This is a genomic window from Shewanella sp. SM29 (genome assembly GCF_025654245.1).
In the GTDB taxonomy this organism is placed as follows: domain Bacteria; phylum Pseudomonadota; class Gammaproteobacteria; order Enterobacterales; family Shewanellaceae; genus Shewanella; species Shewanella oncorhynchi.
Genome location: NZ_JAKKRN010000014.1, coordinates 79,518 through 97,437, shown reverse-complemented (window position 1 = coordinate 97,437; position 17,920 = coordinate 79,518). Strand labels below are relative to the sequence as shown.

Sequence of the window (17,920 nt, the reverse complement as noted above, 5' to 3'; positions counted from 1 at the left end):
AAGTTGCACCTCAAACTACAAGCTAAGTGCAGTATCTGCCTTTAGTTGAGATAATTAGAAATAAAAGGATCCGCTTGCGTAACTTGACTTTTTTGACTCGATTCAAACCTTTTGTTGCAGGCGCACTCTCCTTGATGCTGCTAACCTTCGCCGCCAAAAGCTTTGCCAACAATGACTTACCGGATTTAGGTACTGCCGCAGTTAACACCTTCAGCCTTGAAAAAGAAATGGTTTACGGTGATGCTTATATGCGCATCATTCGCTCATCGGCACCTATGCTAAATGACCCCGTGTTGAGTCAATATCTTACCGAGCTTGGCAATAAACTGGTCGCCCATGCCACAGGCGTAAAAACGCCGTTTTATTTTTTCCTATTACAAAATGATGAAATCAACGCCTTCGCCTTCTTTGGCGGCCATGTTGCCGTGCACACAGGCTTATTTCTCAATGCCGACAATGAAAGCGAACTCGCTTCAGTATTAGGCCATGAAGTGACTCACGTTACTCAACGTCACCTTGCCCGATCCCTTGAAGCACAGCAAAAAAGTAATCCTGCAACAATTGCCGGTTTACTCGGCGCCATTTTGTTAACTATTGCGGTACCACAAGCAGGTATGGCGGCGCTTGCGACAACCCAAGCTATGGCAACACAATCGAAAATCAACTACACCCGTTTGCATGAAAAGGAAGCCGATCGCATCGGAATGCAAATTCTAGTGGATGCAGGCTTTAATCCTAATGCTGCAGCGGATTTCTTTGGTAAATTAGCCAGTCGTTATCGCTTTACCACAACACCACCACAAATGTTATTAACTCACCCATTGCCTGAATCGCGGATCACTGAAGCCCGTAACCGTGCCGAGCAATACCCTAAACGTTATATCCCTGATAATCTTAATTTTCAGCTAGCAAAAGCCCGTATTCAAGTCCGTTTTTCCAGCTATAGCGACGAAGCAGTATTAAGCATGTTTGATCGGCAGCTCAACAAACAGACCTATAGCTTCAAAGAGGCGGCACTTTATGGCAAAGCGCTGGCTTTATATAGATTGAAGAAGTTTAATGAATCAGAAAAAATCGTCGATGAGCTGTTAAAAATCGATGATAACAACCTGTTTTATATAGACACTAAATCTGATTTACTGATCGAACGTAAGGACTATGCAAAAGCGATTACTATGCTCGAAGCCCAGCGTAAAATGAAACCAACGTCTCAAGTGATCAATGCCAACTTAGCCAATATATATATCGAAGCCGATCAAGCCCCCAAAGCAATCCCTTTGCTGGAAGATATGATTTTCCTCGATAAACAAAATGAACTGCCCTATCAATTGTTGACTATGGTGTATAAAAAAACCGGCAATCAAGCATTGGAATATTTTTCCACCGCAGAGCTGATGGCCTTAGGTGCTAATTATAAGGGCGCAATCGATCAACTTAACTTTGCCTACCGTGCATCCGAAAATAATCCATTACAGCTTGCACGTATTGAAGCACGTATTCGCCAGTTTAAAATGGCTGATAAAGAGATGGATGCGCTTAAGTAATAAGTTGTTTTACAAATAGATTAAAGACAATTACCCATTTATGCGCCCCGAACACACTGACGGGGCGCGGTTTTTTCTGTTATTATCCGCGCCATTGTTATTTCAGCCCGTATTGAGCCTCTAGTACTATGACCCAAGCGACGATTTACCATAACCCACGTTGTTCAAAAAGCCGTGAAACCTTAGCTTTACTCGAGCAACAAGGCTGCGACATTACCTTAGTGGAATACTTAAAAAATCCCCCTACGGCTAAAGATATCGGCGACATTCTGGTTAAATTAGGCATCAGTGCTCGCGAATTAATGCGCGCCAAGGAAGCAGAATATCAAGCCTTGGGACTTGCAGACTCATCACTAACAGAATTGCAGTTGATTGAGGCTATGGTCAACACACCTAAACTCATCGAACGGCCAATTGTGCTCGCCAATCAAAGCGCAGCCATCGGCCGTCCCCCTGAGAATGTGCTTACTATTCTTTAACCCATAATTTTTAAACAAAAATGGCTTTTATTTTCAACCCTTAGGTAGACTTATGACGTCCAACACCTTATTTATCCTTAGCCGTTTAGGCTACTTTGCGCTAGTGCTGCTGTTAGGCGGTTGGTTTGTTGGCCAAGGGATTAGCGGTGAATACACCCTGCTATTTAGCCTCTTATGGATAGTGCCGTTATTACTACCCGCAAAGGGTGTTTTCCAAGGTAATCCATACACTTACGCTTGGGCAAGTTTTATTCTGTGCTTATATATGTTACATGGGCTCACCCTGCTTTATGTCACCAATGACGCCTTCGCTTTTGCCTTAATCGAAGTATTATTGATTGGCGTACTGCTAATCGCTTTCCCATTTTATGCCCGCATACGTGGTCGTGAACTGGGATTAGGCCTGAAGAAAAAATCTAAAGAATAGTCAGTTCAATGTATTTTCAGTGCCGTTTAACCTTGCTGGGTATGGCGGCATTTTTTATATTAAAAGGCCAAACCTTGGCTCAAATATCCCTTATGATCTCAGTCTGAATATCCATTTCAACCTTAGTTTCAACCTCTGTTCCGACGTCAATTCCCATCACGACAAAATTAACACTTATTATACTTACACTGACTTTTTGCAACTAAGTACCCGTGCTATAGTCAGTTTCTCACAGTATAAGCGTCCCATGACGCCACAAAAGTCTAAATAGCACAGCAGAGTTAGCAAGGGAGAATGGTGTAATGGGAATGTCGATACCACTGAAATTTTTCGGATTTATGGCTTGCTCTGGCCTACTTGCGGCATGCGGGGGCGGTGGTGATAGTAAACCAGATGATAGTGTAGTCACGCCACCATCCACTTCACTAGCACGCTGCACAGATAGCATTTCGCCACTCATTACCACCACGTCATCCTCAATTCGCTTTCAAACCGAGCCAAATTATGTGGCGGGTCAATCCAGTACTATCATTGCCAATATCCTAAATCGTGACAGCCAAGACTTAACCTTCCGTTGGCAGCAAATCGATGGCCCTAACATAGCACTCGTCAGTCAAAACAGCCCGGTATTAGCCTTTGATACTCCCACCTCAGGCGGCTACCGTTTTAGCTTGCATGTGACGGGCAGTAATCTAGATGCCACCGGAGAAATTGGCATTAATGTCGATCCCGCATCGACGGGTGTGCTAAACGTCCGTCAAGATCACCAAGTGGTTGAAGGCAATAATGTGAGCTTAAGACTCGGACAACAATCAGAATTAAGCGCAGCAAATATCTCTTGGTGTGTAGCATCTGGCCCAGATTTAATGGTCGATGTGAGCGATCCGTTTAGACCCTTGTTTACCGCGCCAACGGTCACCCAGGATACAATCACTCGGCTCAAAGTGAATGCCAACGTCAATGGCAATCAGCTTAGCGATGATGTCTTTGTGCTAACAACCTCGGCGCCAGCGATCAGCTCACCATACTTCGATACCCCAGTTGCGCGCACCCATGCCTATCGTCCGGATTCACCTTACGCCAATGTGCTAGCAAACTGTGTTTACTCCAATCAGCTTAATGATAGCTGCACTATCAATACCTTACCTTTGATAGGTCAAACATCAAGCGATCTCAATCACGAGACGATTCTAAATCGAGTACTGGTTTCCCACGATTGGATGGGTGATAGCTTTGCCGCTTTCTTAGCCCAGATGGACCCCAATAGTGACTTTGCCCGCCTGTTACAATCCGTTACAGCCGTGGTGATTAGCTATGATGTACGCCCTTCTTTTTACTGGGTAGTCACAGGGGCGATTTATCTCGATCCCAATGATTTATGGCTTACACCTACCCAGCGCGACACTATTAATGAAGCGCCGGATTACCGCAGTAATTTCGGAAATGATCTTAACTTTGTGATGCCTTGGCGTTATGTAAAAGATAACCAATATGCCTCCCTTGGCGTGCCTATCACCGTCAGAGCAAACCGCACATTAGCGCAAATCAATCCCGATCTGGCGTCCTTGTTGTACCACGAGCTCGCCCATGCCAATGACTTTTTTCCACGCAGCGTGCATGCCACACTCACAGGGCCAAGACTGTTAGATGACTACAGCCGCCGCAATACCAACAAGAGTCTAATTTCAGATCAAGTCAGCAAAACCTACCCATTAACGAGCACTGAAATGATGGGACTTGCCAATGTTAGTTTCCTCGGCGCAGCGGCGAGTAATGTGCAAAAGACCTATCAAGCATCGGATGTCAGTACTTTCTTTTCTACCGATATCGCCAGCGACTTCTATGCCTATTCCAGTACCCGTGAAGACACGGCCATGTTATTTGAGGAAGCCATGATGAGTTATCGCTATCAAATATTGCGTGATGTCGCCGTCACCAATAAACCTGCGATATTAACTGCGGATTCGCTGATTATTGACTGGGGACAAAGGGGTAGAATTGCACAAGACAGTCTAGAAAATCGCGCCGCGTTGGTGATTGATGAAATGCTGCCGGAGCTTAATGGGATCAGTCTGGTCGAAAGCCTACCCGAGCCAATTAATATGGTGCAAGGTCAAAGCTGGCGTCAAACATTAGCAATATCGCCTGCGAATACGCAGCTCAAAGGCCAAAGCAATGCAACTGCAATTAATGCCGAGTCTCGTTTTGAAGCCGAACTTCGCTTAAGTGGTGACCGTCACCAACATCCACAACAATAGCGTTTTAAATTTTAGATAAACAAAAGCCCGTATGTATTCAACATGACGGGCTTTACTCTTTTTGGCTTTAATGCCAGTAGGTTTTGTATCTTCAGAACGAACACAAGCCATGCTGTATCTAAAGGTGTAGCATCTCTTTAGCAAACGGAATCGTGAGCTTACGCTGATGCACTAATGAGGCCTTATCTAACTTATCCAATACATCAAACAAGGTACGCAAATCCCGCGCCATACGGTTCAGTAAAAAACGCCCGACATCTTCCGGTAATTGCAGGCCACGCATAGCGGCGCGGCGTTGCAGTGCGGCAAGTTTTTCATCATCTGCCATGGGTTGCAGTTGGTAATTCAACCCCCATTGCATACGTGAAACAAGATCTGGCAAGAGGAACCCAGCATCCGCAGGAGACGAGCTGCCGCTGACCACTAAGGCGCAATTCTTATTTTCTGCGACGCGATTGTAGAGATCAAAAATCGCCTCTTCCCAAACGGGGTGGCCGGCGATGGCATCGACATCATCGATACAAACCAAATCCAACTGTTCTAGGCCTTCAAGCAATGCGGTCGAAATACTCGCATGTATGCCTAAGGGAATATAAAAGCTGCGACGCTCCACTTCATTAGCGTGCGCGCAAGCAGCGTGCATTAAATGGGTTCGACCCGATTTAACTGGGCCCCACAAATAGATGGCGGCTTCACCATGCCCTTCGGCATTCGCTCTCAATTTTTGAATAAGTTCATCATTACCCGCGGCGGGGTAATAACTATTAAAGGTTTCGTCATCTGGCAAATGCACAGGTAGCGAGAGTTGCAAAGGTGAGTTTAAGGGCACTCGGTCTTCTCAATATTAAATAAAAACAATGCCGTGCTTAACTAAGCACGGCCGATAACATCTTAATGTAAACGCCATTCATACACAGGTTTGCCAGTTTGATTAGAGACAGGGCTAAATTCACCTGCACTCACAGGTGCGACCACAGAAATACGCGGCTCTAAGCTTAATAAGCGTTGTAAATCCGTCTCTGAGCCAAATAAATCTAACGAGAAAGTCACAGTATTACCTTGAATATGCGTTAACGTGGCATTTTTAATCGCGCTGAGTTGCTTCAAATATTTTTCAACTTCAACTAATTGCGCCATTTTTTGGATATTAACGAAGGTAACACTCGCACCAAGCTGAGTACCAGTATCGGCAATCGCATACTTAGTAAAATAGTATTCACCTAACGCCGCCATCATAGCGGTAATCGCTTGGGCCGAATTTTCAGCAGTACCGTTGTAACTGAATAACGGTGGCGTCAAAGAATCAATGGTAGCCTTAGTATAAAGATTTAAACGATAACGAACCTGATTCCCGGCGGCATCAATTGCCACTAGCGCCAAAAAGTCAGCTTGATAGCGGCCAGATACACTAGCTACTATGTCGGCAAACATCCCTTTAATATCGTTAGGATTAATACCCATCAACTCATCAAGATCTAAGATAGGCAAGAGTACAGGTATACCGCGGGCATAGGAAAAATCGCTAAAAATCTTACGTTCGGCTAACGCAGATGAGTCACCCAATATCATAGTGTCGCCATCACCAGGCATAGCGACCCAAAATAAGGTCAGCGGGCGTTGAGTTCCCCAAACAGGCAATTGTGCCTGACGCAGTAACGCCACTATGCGGCGGTGCTCAAAACTCGCGGTCAACAGCAATTGGCCATTTTGCTCGATATAACCATACTGGCTCAGCAAGGTATCAGGATTACTGAGCTGAGATTGGATTAGGCTGTTATCGAGGGATCGCGCAGTCCCAGTGTTCTTGATAATGACTTGCTCAAGTGCACTTTTTAAGGCTTTGTCGCGTTCAGCAACTGCGCGCGAAGACACAGGCACATTGGCCTCATCTAATTTACTCACCTCAACAGCATTGACGCTATTAATCGTGAACAGACAATATAGAAATGCAATTAAGCTCGGCTTCAATAGGAATTTCAGCATCTTTGAGTAGTTGAAGTAGCGTCAGATGAGGCAAATTGTACCATAGTTAGCGCCTTAAGCGAGTCTTGCCAAAATTTAGCCCCATTTCCGTGCCTGCCATAGCACAGAAAACCCAAACAGTGATCAACGTCGGCAAAACAGGCGATTTTCTCCTGCTCAAAATCCAACAAACTGTTATCATTTGGCGGTTTACCCTAAATTAACGAGAATAATAAATGAGACGACTCGCTATCCCCCTACAGGGCGCGCAAATGCTATTTGTGGCCTTCGGTGCCCTAGTACTAATGCCGCTACTTACAGGGCTCGACACCAGTGTGGCATTGTTTACCGCAGGTATCGGTACCCTACTCTTCCAATTGATTACTAAACGCCAAGTGCCTATCTTCCTCGCATCTTCCTTCGCCTTTATTGCCCCCATACTTTATGGCGTGCAGACTTGGGGAATTCCATCCACAATGGGCGGCATTATGGCCGCGGGCGTGGTCTACGTCATGCTCGGCGCCTTGGTTAAAGTGCGCGGTACTGACTTTATTCACAGACTATTGCCCCCAGTCGTAGTGGGACCTGTGATCATTATTATCGGCCTTGGCTTAGCCCCCGTGGCAGTGAATATGGCATTAGGCAAGAGTGGTGATGGTAGCTTGACTTTAGTCGCTACAAATACGGCGTTATTTATTTCGCTCGCATCACTTGGTACCACTATCGCGGTGGCGATTTTCGCAAAGGGCCTACTCAAAGTGATGCCGATTTTAGCAGGTATTATAGTAGGTTACAGTTTAAGCCTAGCCTTTGGTATTGTTGATTTTGCCGTCGTGACTGCTGCAAGCTGGATTGCTATTCCTAAATTTGTCGCGCCAGAATTAAACTGGTATGCCATTGCATTTATGATCCCAGTGGCAATCGCCCCAGCGGTAGAACACATAGGTGATATTCTGGCGATATCCAACGTCACGGGTAAAGATTTTATGAAAAAACCCGGCCTGCATCGCACGCTAACGGGTGACGGTATTGCCACAATTGCAGCCGCAGCCTTTGGTGGTCCACCGAACACGACTTACTCAGAAGTGACAGGTGCAGTAACCTTAACCCGAAATTTTGATCCGAAGATCATGACTTGGACTGCCATTACCGCCATCACTTTAGCCTTCGTTGGCAAACTAGGTGCGCTGATGCAAACTATCCCCGTCCCAGTGATGGGCGGTATTATGTGTTTGCTATTTGGTTCCATTGCCGCAGTTGGCCTCAACACCCTTATTCGTAATCATGTGGATTTATCTGAGCCACGTAATTTAAGTATTGTCGGTGTTACCTTAGTCTTTGGTATCGGCGGCATGGCATTTGGCATAGGTTCATTCAGTCTTACTGGTATTAGCTTGTGCGGTATTGTCGCTATTACCATGAACTTACTATTACCCGCGACTAAGCCACACAATAAACACCATGAGTCTGATGTGACGCCTCATTAATTACGGCTTGAAAACACGATCAATTTCGAAGTAGGCCGTTGAAAAATGACCACTTTATAAAATTGATCGTTTCTTAAGAAACCACCATAAAAAAGCCGCCGTGATATCAATCACGGCGGCTTTTTTATGAAGCAATATTTTTATGAAGTAAGAATTAACTCTTACTCTTCAGTCTTGATCTTAGCGGCAGCCGCTTTGATCAAAGGTTGTAATTCGCCTTTTTGGAACATGTCCACTACGATATCACACCCACCGATCAACTCGCCTTCAATCCACAATTGTGGAAAAGTCGGCCAGTTAGCAAACTTAGGTAATTCTGCGCGAATGTCTGGATGCTGAAGAATATCCACGAATGCAAACTGCTCGCCGCAGTTAATCATGATCTGAGCTACCTGTGACGAGAAGCCACAGCTTGGTAACTTAGGAGAGCCTTTCATATAAACAATGATAGGGTTTTCCGTGATCTGCTGCTTAATTTTCTCTACTGTTTCCATTTTGATTCCTAAGTAGGATGACGTTGACTCAATGCGACTATTGTACGTCAGCTAGACGCAGAACAAAATCCCACAGTTTGTAAGGTTATGTCGACATTTGATTTTTCGATGGCGTCTATCTAGTCAATTAGCTAAACAATGATTCACATCACAAATTTTATCGGTACAATAGTCCCAAGTGAGCACGTTTAAGAAACGATAACCTAAGACCATGGAGAGATACTAATGGCTTTCGAATTACCCGCATTACCATATGCAAAGAACGCACTAGAACCACACATTTCTCAAGAAACCATAGAATACCACTACGGCAAGCACCACAACACTTATGTTGTGAAGCTAAACGGCTTAATCGAAGGAACTGATTTCGCTGGCAAATCTTTAGAAGATATCATCAAGACTTCTACGGGTGGCGTATTTAACAACGCAGCTCAAGTGTGGAACCACACTTTTTACTGGAACTGCTTAGCCCCTAATGCTGGCGGCGAACCAACAGGCCCAGTTGCTGATGCAATCAATGCCGCTTTCGGTTCATTCGACGCATTCAAAGCACAATTTACTGATTCGGCAGTAAACAACTTCGGTAGCGCTTGGACATGGTTAGTGAAAAAAGCCGATGGCACTCTTGCTATCGTTAACACTAGCAATGCAGCGACGCCACTGACTGACAGCACAGTAACGCCAATCATGACAGTTGACGTGTGGGAACACGCTTACTACATCGATTACCGTAACGTGCGTCCTGACTATCTTGCCCACTTCTGGCAATTAGTTAACTGGGACTTCGTTAACCAAAACTTCGCAGGTTAATTCATTTAACCTAACATTGTTTACTGCCGAATGAGCAGTGGGTTAATCCCAGTAAAAAGAGCCCTAGTGGCTCTTTTTTTATGCCCCTCGTTTGCCGCCCATCCCTTAGCCTACCGATTTATCCTCCGCTAACTACAAGTGCAATAATTGCGTTTGCAACTATTTGTTATTGTTTTTATTTGATATTTTTTTGACACAGATAGTGAGTTTGTGTCTAAGATTAGAGTAGGAGGCTGGCTAGCCAGTTATCCGTTCCATGACATCACTGGCGTTTCAGGGGGTTTATATGGGCATTTTCGAGCATTACCAAAAGCGCTACGAACAAAAACTCGATGAAGAATATTCTTTGCAAGAGTTTCTGGACATCTGCAAGGGAGATCGCAGCGCTTACATGTCAGCATCAGAGCGACTACTGCTTGCAATTGGTGAAGCAGAAGTCATTGATACCGCAAAAAATCCAACACTTAGCCGTATTTTTTCGAATCGACTTATTTCACGCTATCCCGCATTTAAAGATTTCTTCGGCATGGAAGACGCCATAGAGCAAATTGTGGCTTACCTAAAGCACTCGGCTCAAGGATTAGAAGAATCCAAACAAATTCTATACCTACTGGGCCCAGTGGGCGGCGGTAAGTCATCGCTAGCCGAAAAACTCAAAGCCCTAATGCAAAAAGTGCCCATTTACATTCTGAGCGCGAATGGAGTCCGCAGCCCAGTCAACGATCACCCTTTCTGCCTGTTTGATGTGGAAGAAGATGGACAGCTGTTAAAAGATGAATTCAACATTCCCAACCGTTATCTGAAAACCATCATGTCGCCTTGGGCGGTAAAACGTCTGCATGAGTTTGGTGGCGATATCTCCAAATTTCGCGTGGTAAAAGTCTTTCCATCCATTCTGGACCAAGTGGCAATAGCGAAAACTGAACCTGGTGATGAAAACAACCAAGATATTTCGTCCCTTGTCGGTAAAGTCGATATTCGGCAACTCGAACATTTCTCCCAAGATGATCCCGATGCTTACGCCTATTCAGGCGCATTGTGCCGTGCAAACCAAGGGGTGATGGAATTCGTCGAGATGTTTAAGGCACCAATTAAAGTGCTGCATCCACTACTGACTGCAACGCAAGAAGGTAACTATAACGGCACAGAAGGCTTATCGGCCCTGCCCTATAGCGGGATTATTCTGGCTCACTCAAACGAGTCCGAGTGGTCAACCTTCAAAAACAACAAAAACAACGAAGCCTTCCTAGACCGTGTTTACATAGTCAAAGTGCCCTACTGTTTACGGGTCTCAGAAGAGCTGCAAATCTATCAAAAACTGCTAATCAACTCTGAGTTATCGAAAGCGCCCTGCGCTCCCGGCACCTTAGAAACCTTAGCGCAATTTAGTGTGTTGTCACGCATCAAGCCGCCTGAAAACTCCTCCATCTACTCTAAGATGCGGGTATATGACGGTGAAAGCCTGAAAGATACCGATCCTAAGGCTAAGTCTTACCAAGAATACCGTGATTACGCAGGTGTCGATGAAGGCATGAATGGACTATCCACCCGTTTTGCCTTTAAGATTTTGTCGCGGGTATTTAACTTCGACCATTCAGAGATCGCCGCCAACCCAGTACATTTATTCTATGTCCTCGAACGACAAATTGAACAAGAACAGTTCCCCGGTGATACCGCCGAACGTTATCTTGAATTCCTAAAAGGTTATTTGATCCCTAAATATGTGGAGTTTATCGGTAAAGAAATTCAAACCGCTTACTTAGAGTCTTACTCTGAATACGGCCAAAATATCTTCGACCGCTATGTCACTTACGCCGATTTTTGGATCCAAGATCAAGAATACCGTGACCCAGAAACGGGTCAGCTATTCGACCGCGCCGCCCTTAATGCTGAACTTGAAAAGATTGAGAAGCCCGCCGGGATCAGCAATCCTAAAGATTTCCGTAATGAAATCGTTAACTTTGTGCTGCGCGCCCGCGCGAACCATGAGGGTAACAATCCGCTATGGACCAGCTACGAGAAACTTCGCACTGTGATCGAGAAGAAAATGTTCTCCAACACAGAAGATTTACTGCCTGTTATTTCCTTTAACGCCAAAACGTCGAACGACGATCAACGCAAACACGATGATTTCGTCAATCGCATGATGGAGAAAGGCTATACCAAAAAACAAGTCCGACTCTTGTCTGAGTGGTATTTACGAGTTCGTAAATCTTCTTAAACTTGCGCTAACTAAGTATAGGGCTTTGGTGTTGCCAAAGCCTTCGCTGGGTTTTGGGAGGTGCGTATGGCGAACTTTATCGATAGACGGTTGAATGCGAAAGGAAAAAGCACAGTCAACCGCCAACGCTTTATCAATAGATATAAGCAACAAATTAAAAAAGCCGTCAGCGATGCAGTGACTCGTCGCAGCGTAACGGATGTAGATAAAGGCGAAAAAATCAGTATCCCAACACGGGATATCAGTGAACCTATGTTTCACCAAGGCAAAGGCGGTGTCAGGGATAGAGTGCATCCCGGTAATGACCAATTTACCCGTGGCGATAAAATTGACCGACCACCTGGTGGTTCAGGCGGCGGTTCGGGCAAAGGTGAGGCCTCAAACTCGGGTGAAGGCGACGATGACTTTGTGTTCGAAATCTCTAAAGACGAGTATCTAGAGTTATTGTTTGAGGACTTAGAACTCCCCAATCTACAAAAAAATCGCCTCAATAAACTGGTGGAATACCAAATCTACCGTGCGGGGTTCACCAATGATGGCGTCCCCGCTAACATCAATATTGTCCGTTCATTACGTTCATCCCTTGCTCGTCGCATTGCGATGTCGGCCAGTAAAAAGAAACTATTAAAAGAGTTAGAACAAGAGCTTGCTGAACTGGAAAATATTCCAGGTACTAAGGCAGAGTTGATTTTGGATTTAAAAGCCCAAATTGAGGAGTTAAAACAAAAGATTGCCAGAGTGCCGTTTATCGATACCTTCGATCTACGCTTTAATAACTATTCCAAAAGGGAAATCCCTTCTAGTCAAGCCGTGATGTTCTGCTTGATGGATGTGTCTGGCTCAATGGATCAGGCAACTAAAGATATGGCAAAACGCTTTTATATCTTGCTGTATCTGTTCCTCACTCGTACCTATAAAAATTTAGAAGTGGTTTACATTCGCCACCATACCCAAGCCAAAGAAGTCGATGAACACGAGTTCTTTTACTCCCAAGAAACGGGCGGCACCATAGTGTCCAGTGCATTGAAATTAATGCATGAAATTCAACAAGCCCGCTACCCCGCCGATGAGTGGAATATTTACGCAGCCCAAGCATCCGACGGGGATAACTGGGCTGACGATTCACCTACCTGTAGGCAATTGTTAGAACAAAAAATATTGCCACTGGTGCGCTACTACAGCTATATCGAAATCACCAATCGCGCCCATCAAACCCTGTGGCGCGAATATGAATCCCTGCAACAGCATTACGACAACATCGCCGTGCAGCATATACGTCAAGCCGAAGATATTTACCCTGTCTTTAGGGAGCTATTCAAGAAACAAGCGGTTTAAGGGGGCACTATGGGGATAACTAAATCAACACCTTGGACACCACTGAGCGATGGTCCCGACTGGAGCTTCGAGCTACTTCAGGACTACCTCAAGGAAATTGAGCGGGTGGCAGCGCTCTATAAACTCAGCACTTACCCAAATCAAATTGAAGTCATCACAGCTGAACAGATGATGGATGCGTATGCTGGCATAGGCATGCCCATAGGTTACACCCATTGGTCTTTCGGCAAACGTTTTATCGAAACCGAGCAAGGTTACAAACGTGGCCAAATGGGGCTCGCCTATGAAATTGTGATTAACTCTAACCCCTGTATCGCTTACTTAATGGAAGAAAATACCATCACAATGCAGGCGCTGGTGATAGCTCACGCCTGTTTCGGACATAACAGCTTTTTTAAAAACAATTACTTATTTAAGACATGGACAGATGCGAGCTCGATTATTGACTACCTTGTCTTTGCTAAAAACTACATCAGTGACTGCGAGCAAAAATACGGTGTAGAACAAGTCGAAAGCGTCATAGACTCCTGTCATGCGCTAATGAACTATGGTGTCGATCGTTATAAACGTCCCTCTGAAATCTCATTCAGGGAAGAACAAGCAAGACAAAAGGATCGCGAGGCTTACCTTCAAAGCCAAGTAAATGATTTATGGCGCACCATTCCAACCCATCAACATGAGCAGTCTCAATCTAAAAAACGCCGTTTCCCCGCCGAACCGCAGGAAAATATTTTATATTTCATCGAGAAAAACGCTCCTTTGCTTGAACCATGGCAAAGGGAAATAATCCGTATTGTGCGTAAAATGGCGCAATATTTTTATCCGCAAAAACAAACTCAAGTGATGAATGAAGGCTGGGCAACCTTCTGGCATTACACTATCTTGAATCACTTATACGACGATGGCGTGGTTACTGACCGCTTCATGATCGAGTTTTTGCAAAGCCATACAGGCGTTGTGGCTCAACCCGATTACAACAGTCGTTATTACAGTGGCATCAACCCATACGCCTTAGGTTTTGCCATGTTCACCGATATTCGGCGTATTTGTGAAAATCCAACCGATGAAGATAAAGCTTGGTTTCCCGACATTGCTGGCAGTAATTGGATAGAAACGTTGCATTTTGCGATGCAAAACTTTAAAGATGAAAGTTTTATTAGCCAATATCTCTCACCTAAAGTTATCCGCCAATTTAAATTGTTTGGTATCCATGATGATGAGAAACGCAATTATCTTTCGGTATCTGCAATCCACGATGAACGGGGCTATCAAGATATTCGCCAGTTACTATCACAACAATATAACCTGTCTAATATTGAGCCAAATATCCAAGTACATAATGTGGAAATCAACGGTGATCGATCCTTAACCTTACATTATGTGCCAAATAACGATATTCCCTTAGCCAATAGCCATAAAGAAGTATTAAAGCATTTACATCGATTATGGGGTTTCACTGTCACCTTAGAGCAAAAAAATGCAGATGCGAGTATTAGCGTCTTAGCATCCTGCCCTGAAGCCAATAAACCAGAATAATAAGCACAATAAAAAGGCCGTTTCCAATTGAAACGGCCTTTTTGTTTATTTAGCGCAATCTTAACGCGATATCACTCACAGAGTTTAATGATCTTGAGCAATAGAAGCTGGCATATCTTCGCGTAATTGTAACCACATCTTACCGCTATTCATGCCATAGGTACGCATTAGCGCAGAGACATCGAGGTAATTTTTCGCCTGAGCCAACAGTTCTAATTCTTTGTAAAAATTCAATGCTAATAAACGCGCATCTGAGCTCGTAAAGTAATAACGACCAACACGACTATACAAACCTTTAAATCCGTTTAATATCAAAACGTAAAGTGGATTTCCTGACGAAAACGCTAAGGTGTGATGCAGTAAGTAGTCAAATTCAGCATAGGATTCAGCCGTATCTTCAAGCTGGTGTATCTTTGCAAGTACCTCCACAGCGGTATCCGGGTTATAACGCAAAGCACCGCGAAAATAGATAGCACTGACGTTCGTTCTAGCTGACAAGAGTTGGTCAACCAATACCGGAAAACCCTCGGGATTCAAATCAGCAATAGTCTCAAGGATGTTTAAGCCTGAGGTTTCCCAAAAGTTGTTAACCCGTGTTGGTTTGCCATGCTGAATTTTCAGCCAACCGTCACGCGCCAAGCGCTGTAGCACCTCACGCAGAGTGGTGCGAGTCACACCAATCAATTCTGAAAGCTCACGTTCAGCCGGTAAAATGGACCCTGGAGGAAATTTGTTTTCCCAAATTGATCTCACAATATACTTCTCTGCAAAACTTGCAGGTCCTTTGGCATTGATAATCATCAGCCCACTTATCCAGTTGTTGTGCGTCGTAATGGTCACTGATCATACCAGAGCGGTAAAAAATGGAAACCATTCACTTAAAATCACTGTGTTATCGCCGTGTAAATGTCACAGAATCGTTCAAAAAAACGACCAAGGTCAATACAGGATGGGCCAATTTTGCCGCTTAGCTCCGCTTTTTGAAATGTCGGTATCAGTAACTCATTACATTAGCTTTCTCTTTAGGCTAGACTCATTTAACTAACGCAGGTATTGATAATAATCACGTGCAATTTTTAACATAATTAGAAGAGAGGCTGCCATGCCGGCGACAATGAGTCAGGCGTTTATTGGGAACTTCTTAGGAAATTCTCCTAAGTGGTACAAAACCGCAATACTGTCATTTTTAATTATCAATCCAATACTCTTTTTCTATGTCGACCCCTTTGTGGCTGGTTGGGTATTGGTGCTTGAATTTATTTTTACCTTAGCAATGGCATTAAAATGCTATCCATTACAGCCTGGCGGATTATTGGCAATTGAAGCCGTCGCGATCGGAATGACATCGGCAAGCCAAGTCTTACATGAAATAGAAGCCAACCTCGAAGTATTATTACTCTTGGTGTTTATGGTCGCTGGTATATATTTCATGAAGCAATTGCTGCTATTTGGCTTCACGAAAATCATTACTAAAGTGCGCTCTAAAATTTTAGTGTCATTAATGTTTTGTTTGGCTTCAGCCTTTTTATCAGCCTTCTTAGATGCGTTAACGGTTATTGCCGTCATTATCGCGGTCGCTGTGGGTTTCTATTCTATTTACCACAAGGTCGCTTCTGGAAAAGATTTCGGCGCCGATCACGATCATACCTCTGAAGGTAAAAATGATGATGGTGAAGATCAGTTAAACGAAGAAGAACTCAGTGCATTCCGTGGTTTCCTACGTAATCTGTTAATGCATGCGGGTGTGGGTACTGCGCTGGGCGGCGTGTGTACTATGGTCGGTGAACCACAAAACCTTATTATCGCCGCGCAAGCAAATTGGCAATTTGGTGAATTCGCAGTGCGTATGTCACCCGTTACTGTTCCTGTATTAATCTCGGGTATTTTAACTTGTTACTTAGTTGAAAAATTTGGCATTTTTGGTTATGGCGCTAAGTTGCCAACGGCCGTTCATCGGATCTTATGTGAATATGCCGCCCATGAAGATGCGCGCCGTACCAATAAAGACAACATGAAGTTAATCGTCCAAGCCTTAGTGGGTGTCTGGTTGATCGCAGGACTTGCATTACACTTGGCTTCTGTGGGCCTAATTGGTCTTTCTGTGATTATTTTAACCACAGCCTTTAACGGCGTTACCGATGAGCATGCCCTCGGTAAAGCTTTCGAAGAAGCACTGCCTTTTACCGCGTTATTAGCTGTCTTCTTTGCGGTTGTTGGCGTGATTATCGACCAGCACTTATTCGCACCAGTGATCCAATGGGCACTGAGTTATCAAGGCAATACTCAGTTGGTGATTTTTTATATCGCCAACGGATTGCTGTCTATGGTGAGTGATAACGTGTTCGTCGGCACTGTGTACATTAACGAAGTGAAAGCGGCATTGATTAACGGTCAAATCAGCCGTGATCAATTCGACTTGCTGGCCGTTGCGATTAATACTGGAACTAACTTACCTTCGGTTGCCACGCCCAATGGTCAAGCGGCGTTCTTGTTCCTACTAACCTCAGCCCTAGCGCCACTTATCCGCTTATCCTATGGCAGAATGGTATGGATGGCATTACCTTACACTATCGTGCTGTCTATTGTAGGTGTCATGGCGATTCAAACGGGTTTCTTAGAACAAGCCACCCAATATTTCTATGATTCCCAGATAATCATCCATCACAGCGCTAGTGAAGTTTTAGAGCCGATGACTGGACATTAATCTTCTTTATTGACTGAACTTTATTTAATAAGTAGAGTCCAAAAAACGCCCCATGTCTGAGGGCGTTTTTTGTTGATATGGAGCTCACTTTGACTGTAATGACTCGCTTTGCCCATTCCCGTTCATCTTGGTTTATTCTCGCAGGCACAGCCCTTGGGTTAGAAGCAGCCGCCCTGTATTTTCAATATGTCATGAAACTGGAACCCTGTGTCATGTGTATTTACCAAAGACTCGCTATTTTTGGTTTATTGGCAGCAGGCCTCATTGGCATGACAGCCCCAAAATATCGAATAGTAAGGATCTTAGCTGCCGTGCTCTGGGCCATCAGTGCAACTTGGGGATTAAAACTAGCTTTATCGCTCGTAGATATGCAAGCCAACCCATCCCCTTTTTCAACCTGCTCATTCTTACCTGAATTTCCAGCTTGGATGCCATTACACGAATGGTTCCCTGCCGTTATGATGCCTACTGGCATGTGTACTGATGTACCTTGGGTCTTTATGGGTGTAACGATGCCCGAATGGATGGTAGTTGCCTTCAGTGGCTTCTTAGTCGCTTGGTTACTCTTTATTGTGCCTGTCCTAAGTGGTTCAAATAAACCGTCTCTTTATAAATAACAAGTTTGAGATAAGGCAGGCATAAAACCTGCCTTTTTATTGACGA

15 protein-coding genes are annotated in these 17,920 nt (G+C 44.5%); 11 read left to right on the top strand and 4 right to left on the bottom strand.

What is annotated here, in order from left to right:
* Positions 1-74 precede the first annotated feature (74 nt).
* The 4 genes from L5L77_RS11760 (at position 75) to L5L77_RS11745 (ending at position 4,708) form a co-directional block, all read left to right on the top strand.
* Complete coding sequence (locus L5L77_RS11760; protein WP_168823942.1) at positions 75-1,544, top strand: M48 family metalloprotease; 1,470 nt, start codon at positions 75-77, stop codon at positions 1,542-1,544.
* Between the two features lie 128 nt (positions 1,545-1,672).
* Entirely contained in the window at positions 1,673-2,023 is a 351-nt protein-coding gene (arsC, locus tag L5L77_RS11755; protein WP_263185957.1) for an arsenate reductase (glutaredoxin), read from the top strand.
* Positions 2,024-2,075: 52 nt separating this feature from the next.
* Positions 2,076-2,450: a DUF2069 domain-containing protein gene (locus L5L77_RS11750; protein WP_028760312.1), complete on the top strand. Its 375-nt coding sequence runs from the start codon at positions 2,076-2,078 to the stop codon at positions 2,448-2,450.
* Between the two features lie 302 nt (positions 2,451-2,752).
* Complete coding sequence (locus L5L77_RS11745; protein WP_263185956.1) at positions 2,753-4,708, top strand: hypothetical protein; 1,956 nt, start codon at positions 2,753-2,755, stop codon at positions 4,706-4,708.
* Positions 4,709-4,826: 118 nt separating this feature from the next.
* Here the strand turns inward: L5L77_RS11745 and hda are convergent, their stop codons facing one another.
* Together hda and L5L77_RS11735 are read right to left on the bottom strand one after the other, a co-directional pair.
* Complete coding sequence (gene hda, locus L5L77_RS11740; RefSeq protein ID WP_168823935.1) at positions 4,827-5,537, bottom strand: DnaA inactivator Hda; 711 nt, start codon at positions 5,535-5,537, stop codon at positions 4,827-4,829.
* 62 nt (positions 5,538-5,599) lie between these two features.
* Entirely contained in the window at positions 5,600-6,691 is a 1,092-nt protein-coding gene (locus tag L5L77_RS11735; protein WP_105252829.1) for a DUF2066 domain-containing protein, read from the bottom strand.
* A gap of 215 nt (positions 6,692-6,906) precedes the next feature.
* Here L5L77_RS11735 and L5L77_RS11730 point away from each other — a divergent pair, with 215 nt between their 5' ends.
* The gene (locus L5L77_RS11730; RefSeq protein WP_028760316.1) at positions 6,907-8,157 is read left to right on the top strand and encodes a uracil-xanthine permease family protein; all 1,251 of its coding nucleotides are present in this window, start codon (positions 6,907-6,909) and stop codon (positions 8,155-8,157) included.
* A gap of 161 nt (positions 8,158-8,318) precedes the next feature.
* Here L5L77_RS11730 and grxD read toward each other — a convergent pair whose 3' ends face one another.
* A complete protein-coding gene (grxD, locus tag L5L77_RS11725; RefSeq protein WP_011846572.1) occupies positions 8,319-8,651 on the bottom strand; it encodes a Grx4 family monothiol glutaredoxin in 333 nt (110 codons plus the stop codon).
* A 225-nt stretch (positions 8,652-8,876) separates the two neighbouring features.
* Here grxD and sodB point away from each other — a divergent pair, with 225 nt between their 5' ends.
* The 4 genes from sodB (at position 8,877) to L5L77_RS11705 (ending at position 14,553) form a co-directional block, all read left to right on the top strand.
* Positions 8,877-9,461: a superoxide dismutase [Fe] gene (gene sodB, locus L5L77_RS11720; protein WP_028760317.1), complete on the top strand. Its 585-nt coding sequence runs from the start codon at positions 8,877-8,879 to the stop codon at positions 9,459-9,461.
* Between the two features lie 286 nt (positions 9,462-9,747).
* Positions 9,748-11,682, top strand: coding sequence for a PrkA family serine protein kinase (locus L5L77_RS11715; protein WP_131523897.1), 1,935 nt, complete (start codon positions 9,748-9,750; stop codon positions 11,680-11,682).
* A gap of 66 nt (positions 11,683-11,748) precedes the next feature.
* Complete coding sequence (locus tag L5L77_RS11710; RefSeq protein ID WP_006081286.1) at positions 11,749-13,017, top strand: YeaH/YhbH family protein; 1,269 nt, start codon at positions 11,749-11,751, stop codon at positions 13,015-13,017.
* 9 nt (positions 13,018-13,026) lie between these two features.
* A complete protein-coding gene (locus tag L5L77_RS11705) occupies positions 13,027-14,553 on the top strand; it encodes a SpoVR family protein (RefSeq protein WP_028760320.1) in 1,527 nt (508 codons plus the stop codon).
* An 84-nt stretch (positions 14,554-14,637) separates the two neighbouring features.
* Here the strand turns inward: L5L77_RS11705 and fadR are convergent, their stop codons facing one another.
* Positions 14,638-15,354, bottom strand: a complete 717-nt coding sequence (fadR, locus tag L5L77_RS11700; RefSeq protein ID WP_028760321.1) for a fatty acid metabolism transcriptional regulator FadR — start codon at positions 15,352-15,354, stop codon at positions 14,638-14,640.
* A gap of 301 nt (positions 15,355-15,655) precedes the next feature.
* Here fadR and nhaB point away from each other — a divergent pair, with 301 nt between their 5' ends.
* Together nhaB and dsbB are read left to right on the top strand one after the other, a co-directional pair.
* Positions 15,656-17,257: a sodium/proton antiporter NhaB gene (gene nhaB / locus L5L77_RS11695; protein ID WP_028760322.1), complete on the top strand. Its 1,602-nt coding sequence runs from the start codon at positions 15,656-15,658 to the stop codon at positions 17,255-17,257.
* An 89-nt stretch (positions 17,258-17,346) separates the two neighbouring features.
* On the top strand, positions 17,347-17,874 hold the full coding sequence (gene dsbB, locus L5L77_RS11690) for a disulfide bond formation protein DsbB (RefSeq protein ID WP_028760323.1): 528 nt from the start codon (positions 17,347-17,349) through the stop codon (positions 17,872-17,874).
* The last annotated feature ends 46 nt before the right edge of the window (positions 17,875-17,920 follow it).

What these genes read in the sequence shown, in the direction of transcription:
- arsC (WP_263185957.1), top strand. Translation starts at nt 1,673, where the DNA reads ATGACCCAAGCGACGATTTACCATAACCCACGTTGTTCAAAAAGCCGT.
- L5L77_RS11750 (WP_028760312.1), top strand. Translation starts at nt 2,076, where the DNA reads ATGACGTCCAACACCTTATTTATCCTTAGCCGTTTAGGCTACTTTGCG.
- L5L77_RS11745 (WP_263185956.1), top strand. Translation starts at nt 2,753, where the DNA reads ATGGGAATGTCGATACCACTGAAATTTTTCGGATTTATGGCTTGCTCT.
- L5L77_RS11735 (WP_105252829.1), bottom strand. Translation starts at nt 6,691, where the DNA reads ATGCTGAAATTCCTATTGAAGCCGAGCTTAATTGCATTTCTATATTGT.
- L5L77_RS11730 (WP_028760316.1), top strand. Translation starts at nt 6,907, where the DNA reads ATGAGACGACTCGCTATCCCCCTACAGGGCGCGCAAATGCTATTTGTG.
- grxD (WP_011846572.1), bottom strand. Translation starts at nt 8,651, where the DNA reads ATGGAAACAGTAGAGAAAATTAAGCAGCAGATCACGGAAAACCCTATC.
- sodB (WP_028760317.1), top strand. Translation starts at nt 8,877, where the DNA reads ATGGCTTTCGAATTACCCGCATTACCATATGCAAAGAACGCACTAGAA.
- L5L77_RS11715 (WP_131523897.1), top strand. Translation starts at nt 9,748, where the DNA reads ATGGGCATTTTCGAGCATTACCAAAAGCGCTACGAACAAAAACTCGAT.
- L5L77_RS11710 (WP_006081286.1), top strand. Translation starts at nt 11,749, where the DNA reads ATGGCGAACTTTATCGATAGACGGTTGAATGCGAAAGGAAAAAGCACA.
- L5L77_RS11705 (WP_028760320.1), top strand. Translation starts at nt 13,027, where the DNA reads ATGGGGATAACTAAATCAACACCTTGGACACCACTGAGCGATGGTCCC.
- fadR (WP_028760321.1), bottom strand. Translation starts at nt 15,354, where the DNA reads ATGATTATCAATGCCAAAGGACCTGCAAGTTTTGCAGAGAAGTATATT.
- nhaB (WP_028760322.1), top strand. Translation starts at nt 15,656, where the DNA reads ATGCCGGCGACAATGAGTCAGGCGTTTATTGGGAACTTCTTAGGAAAT.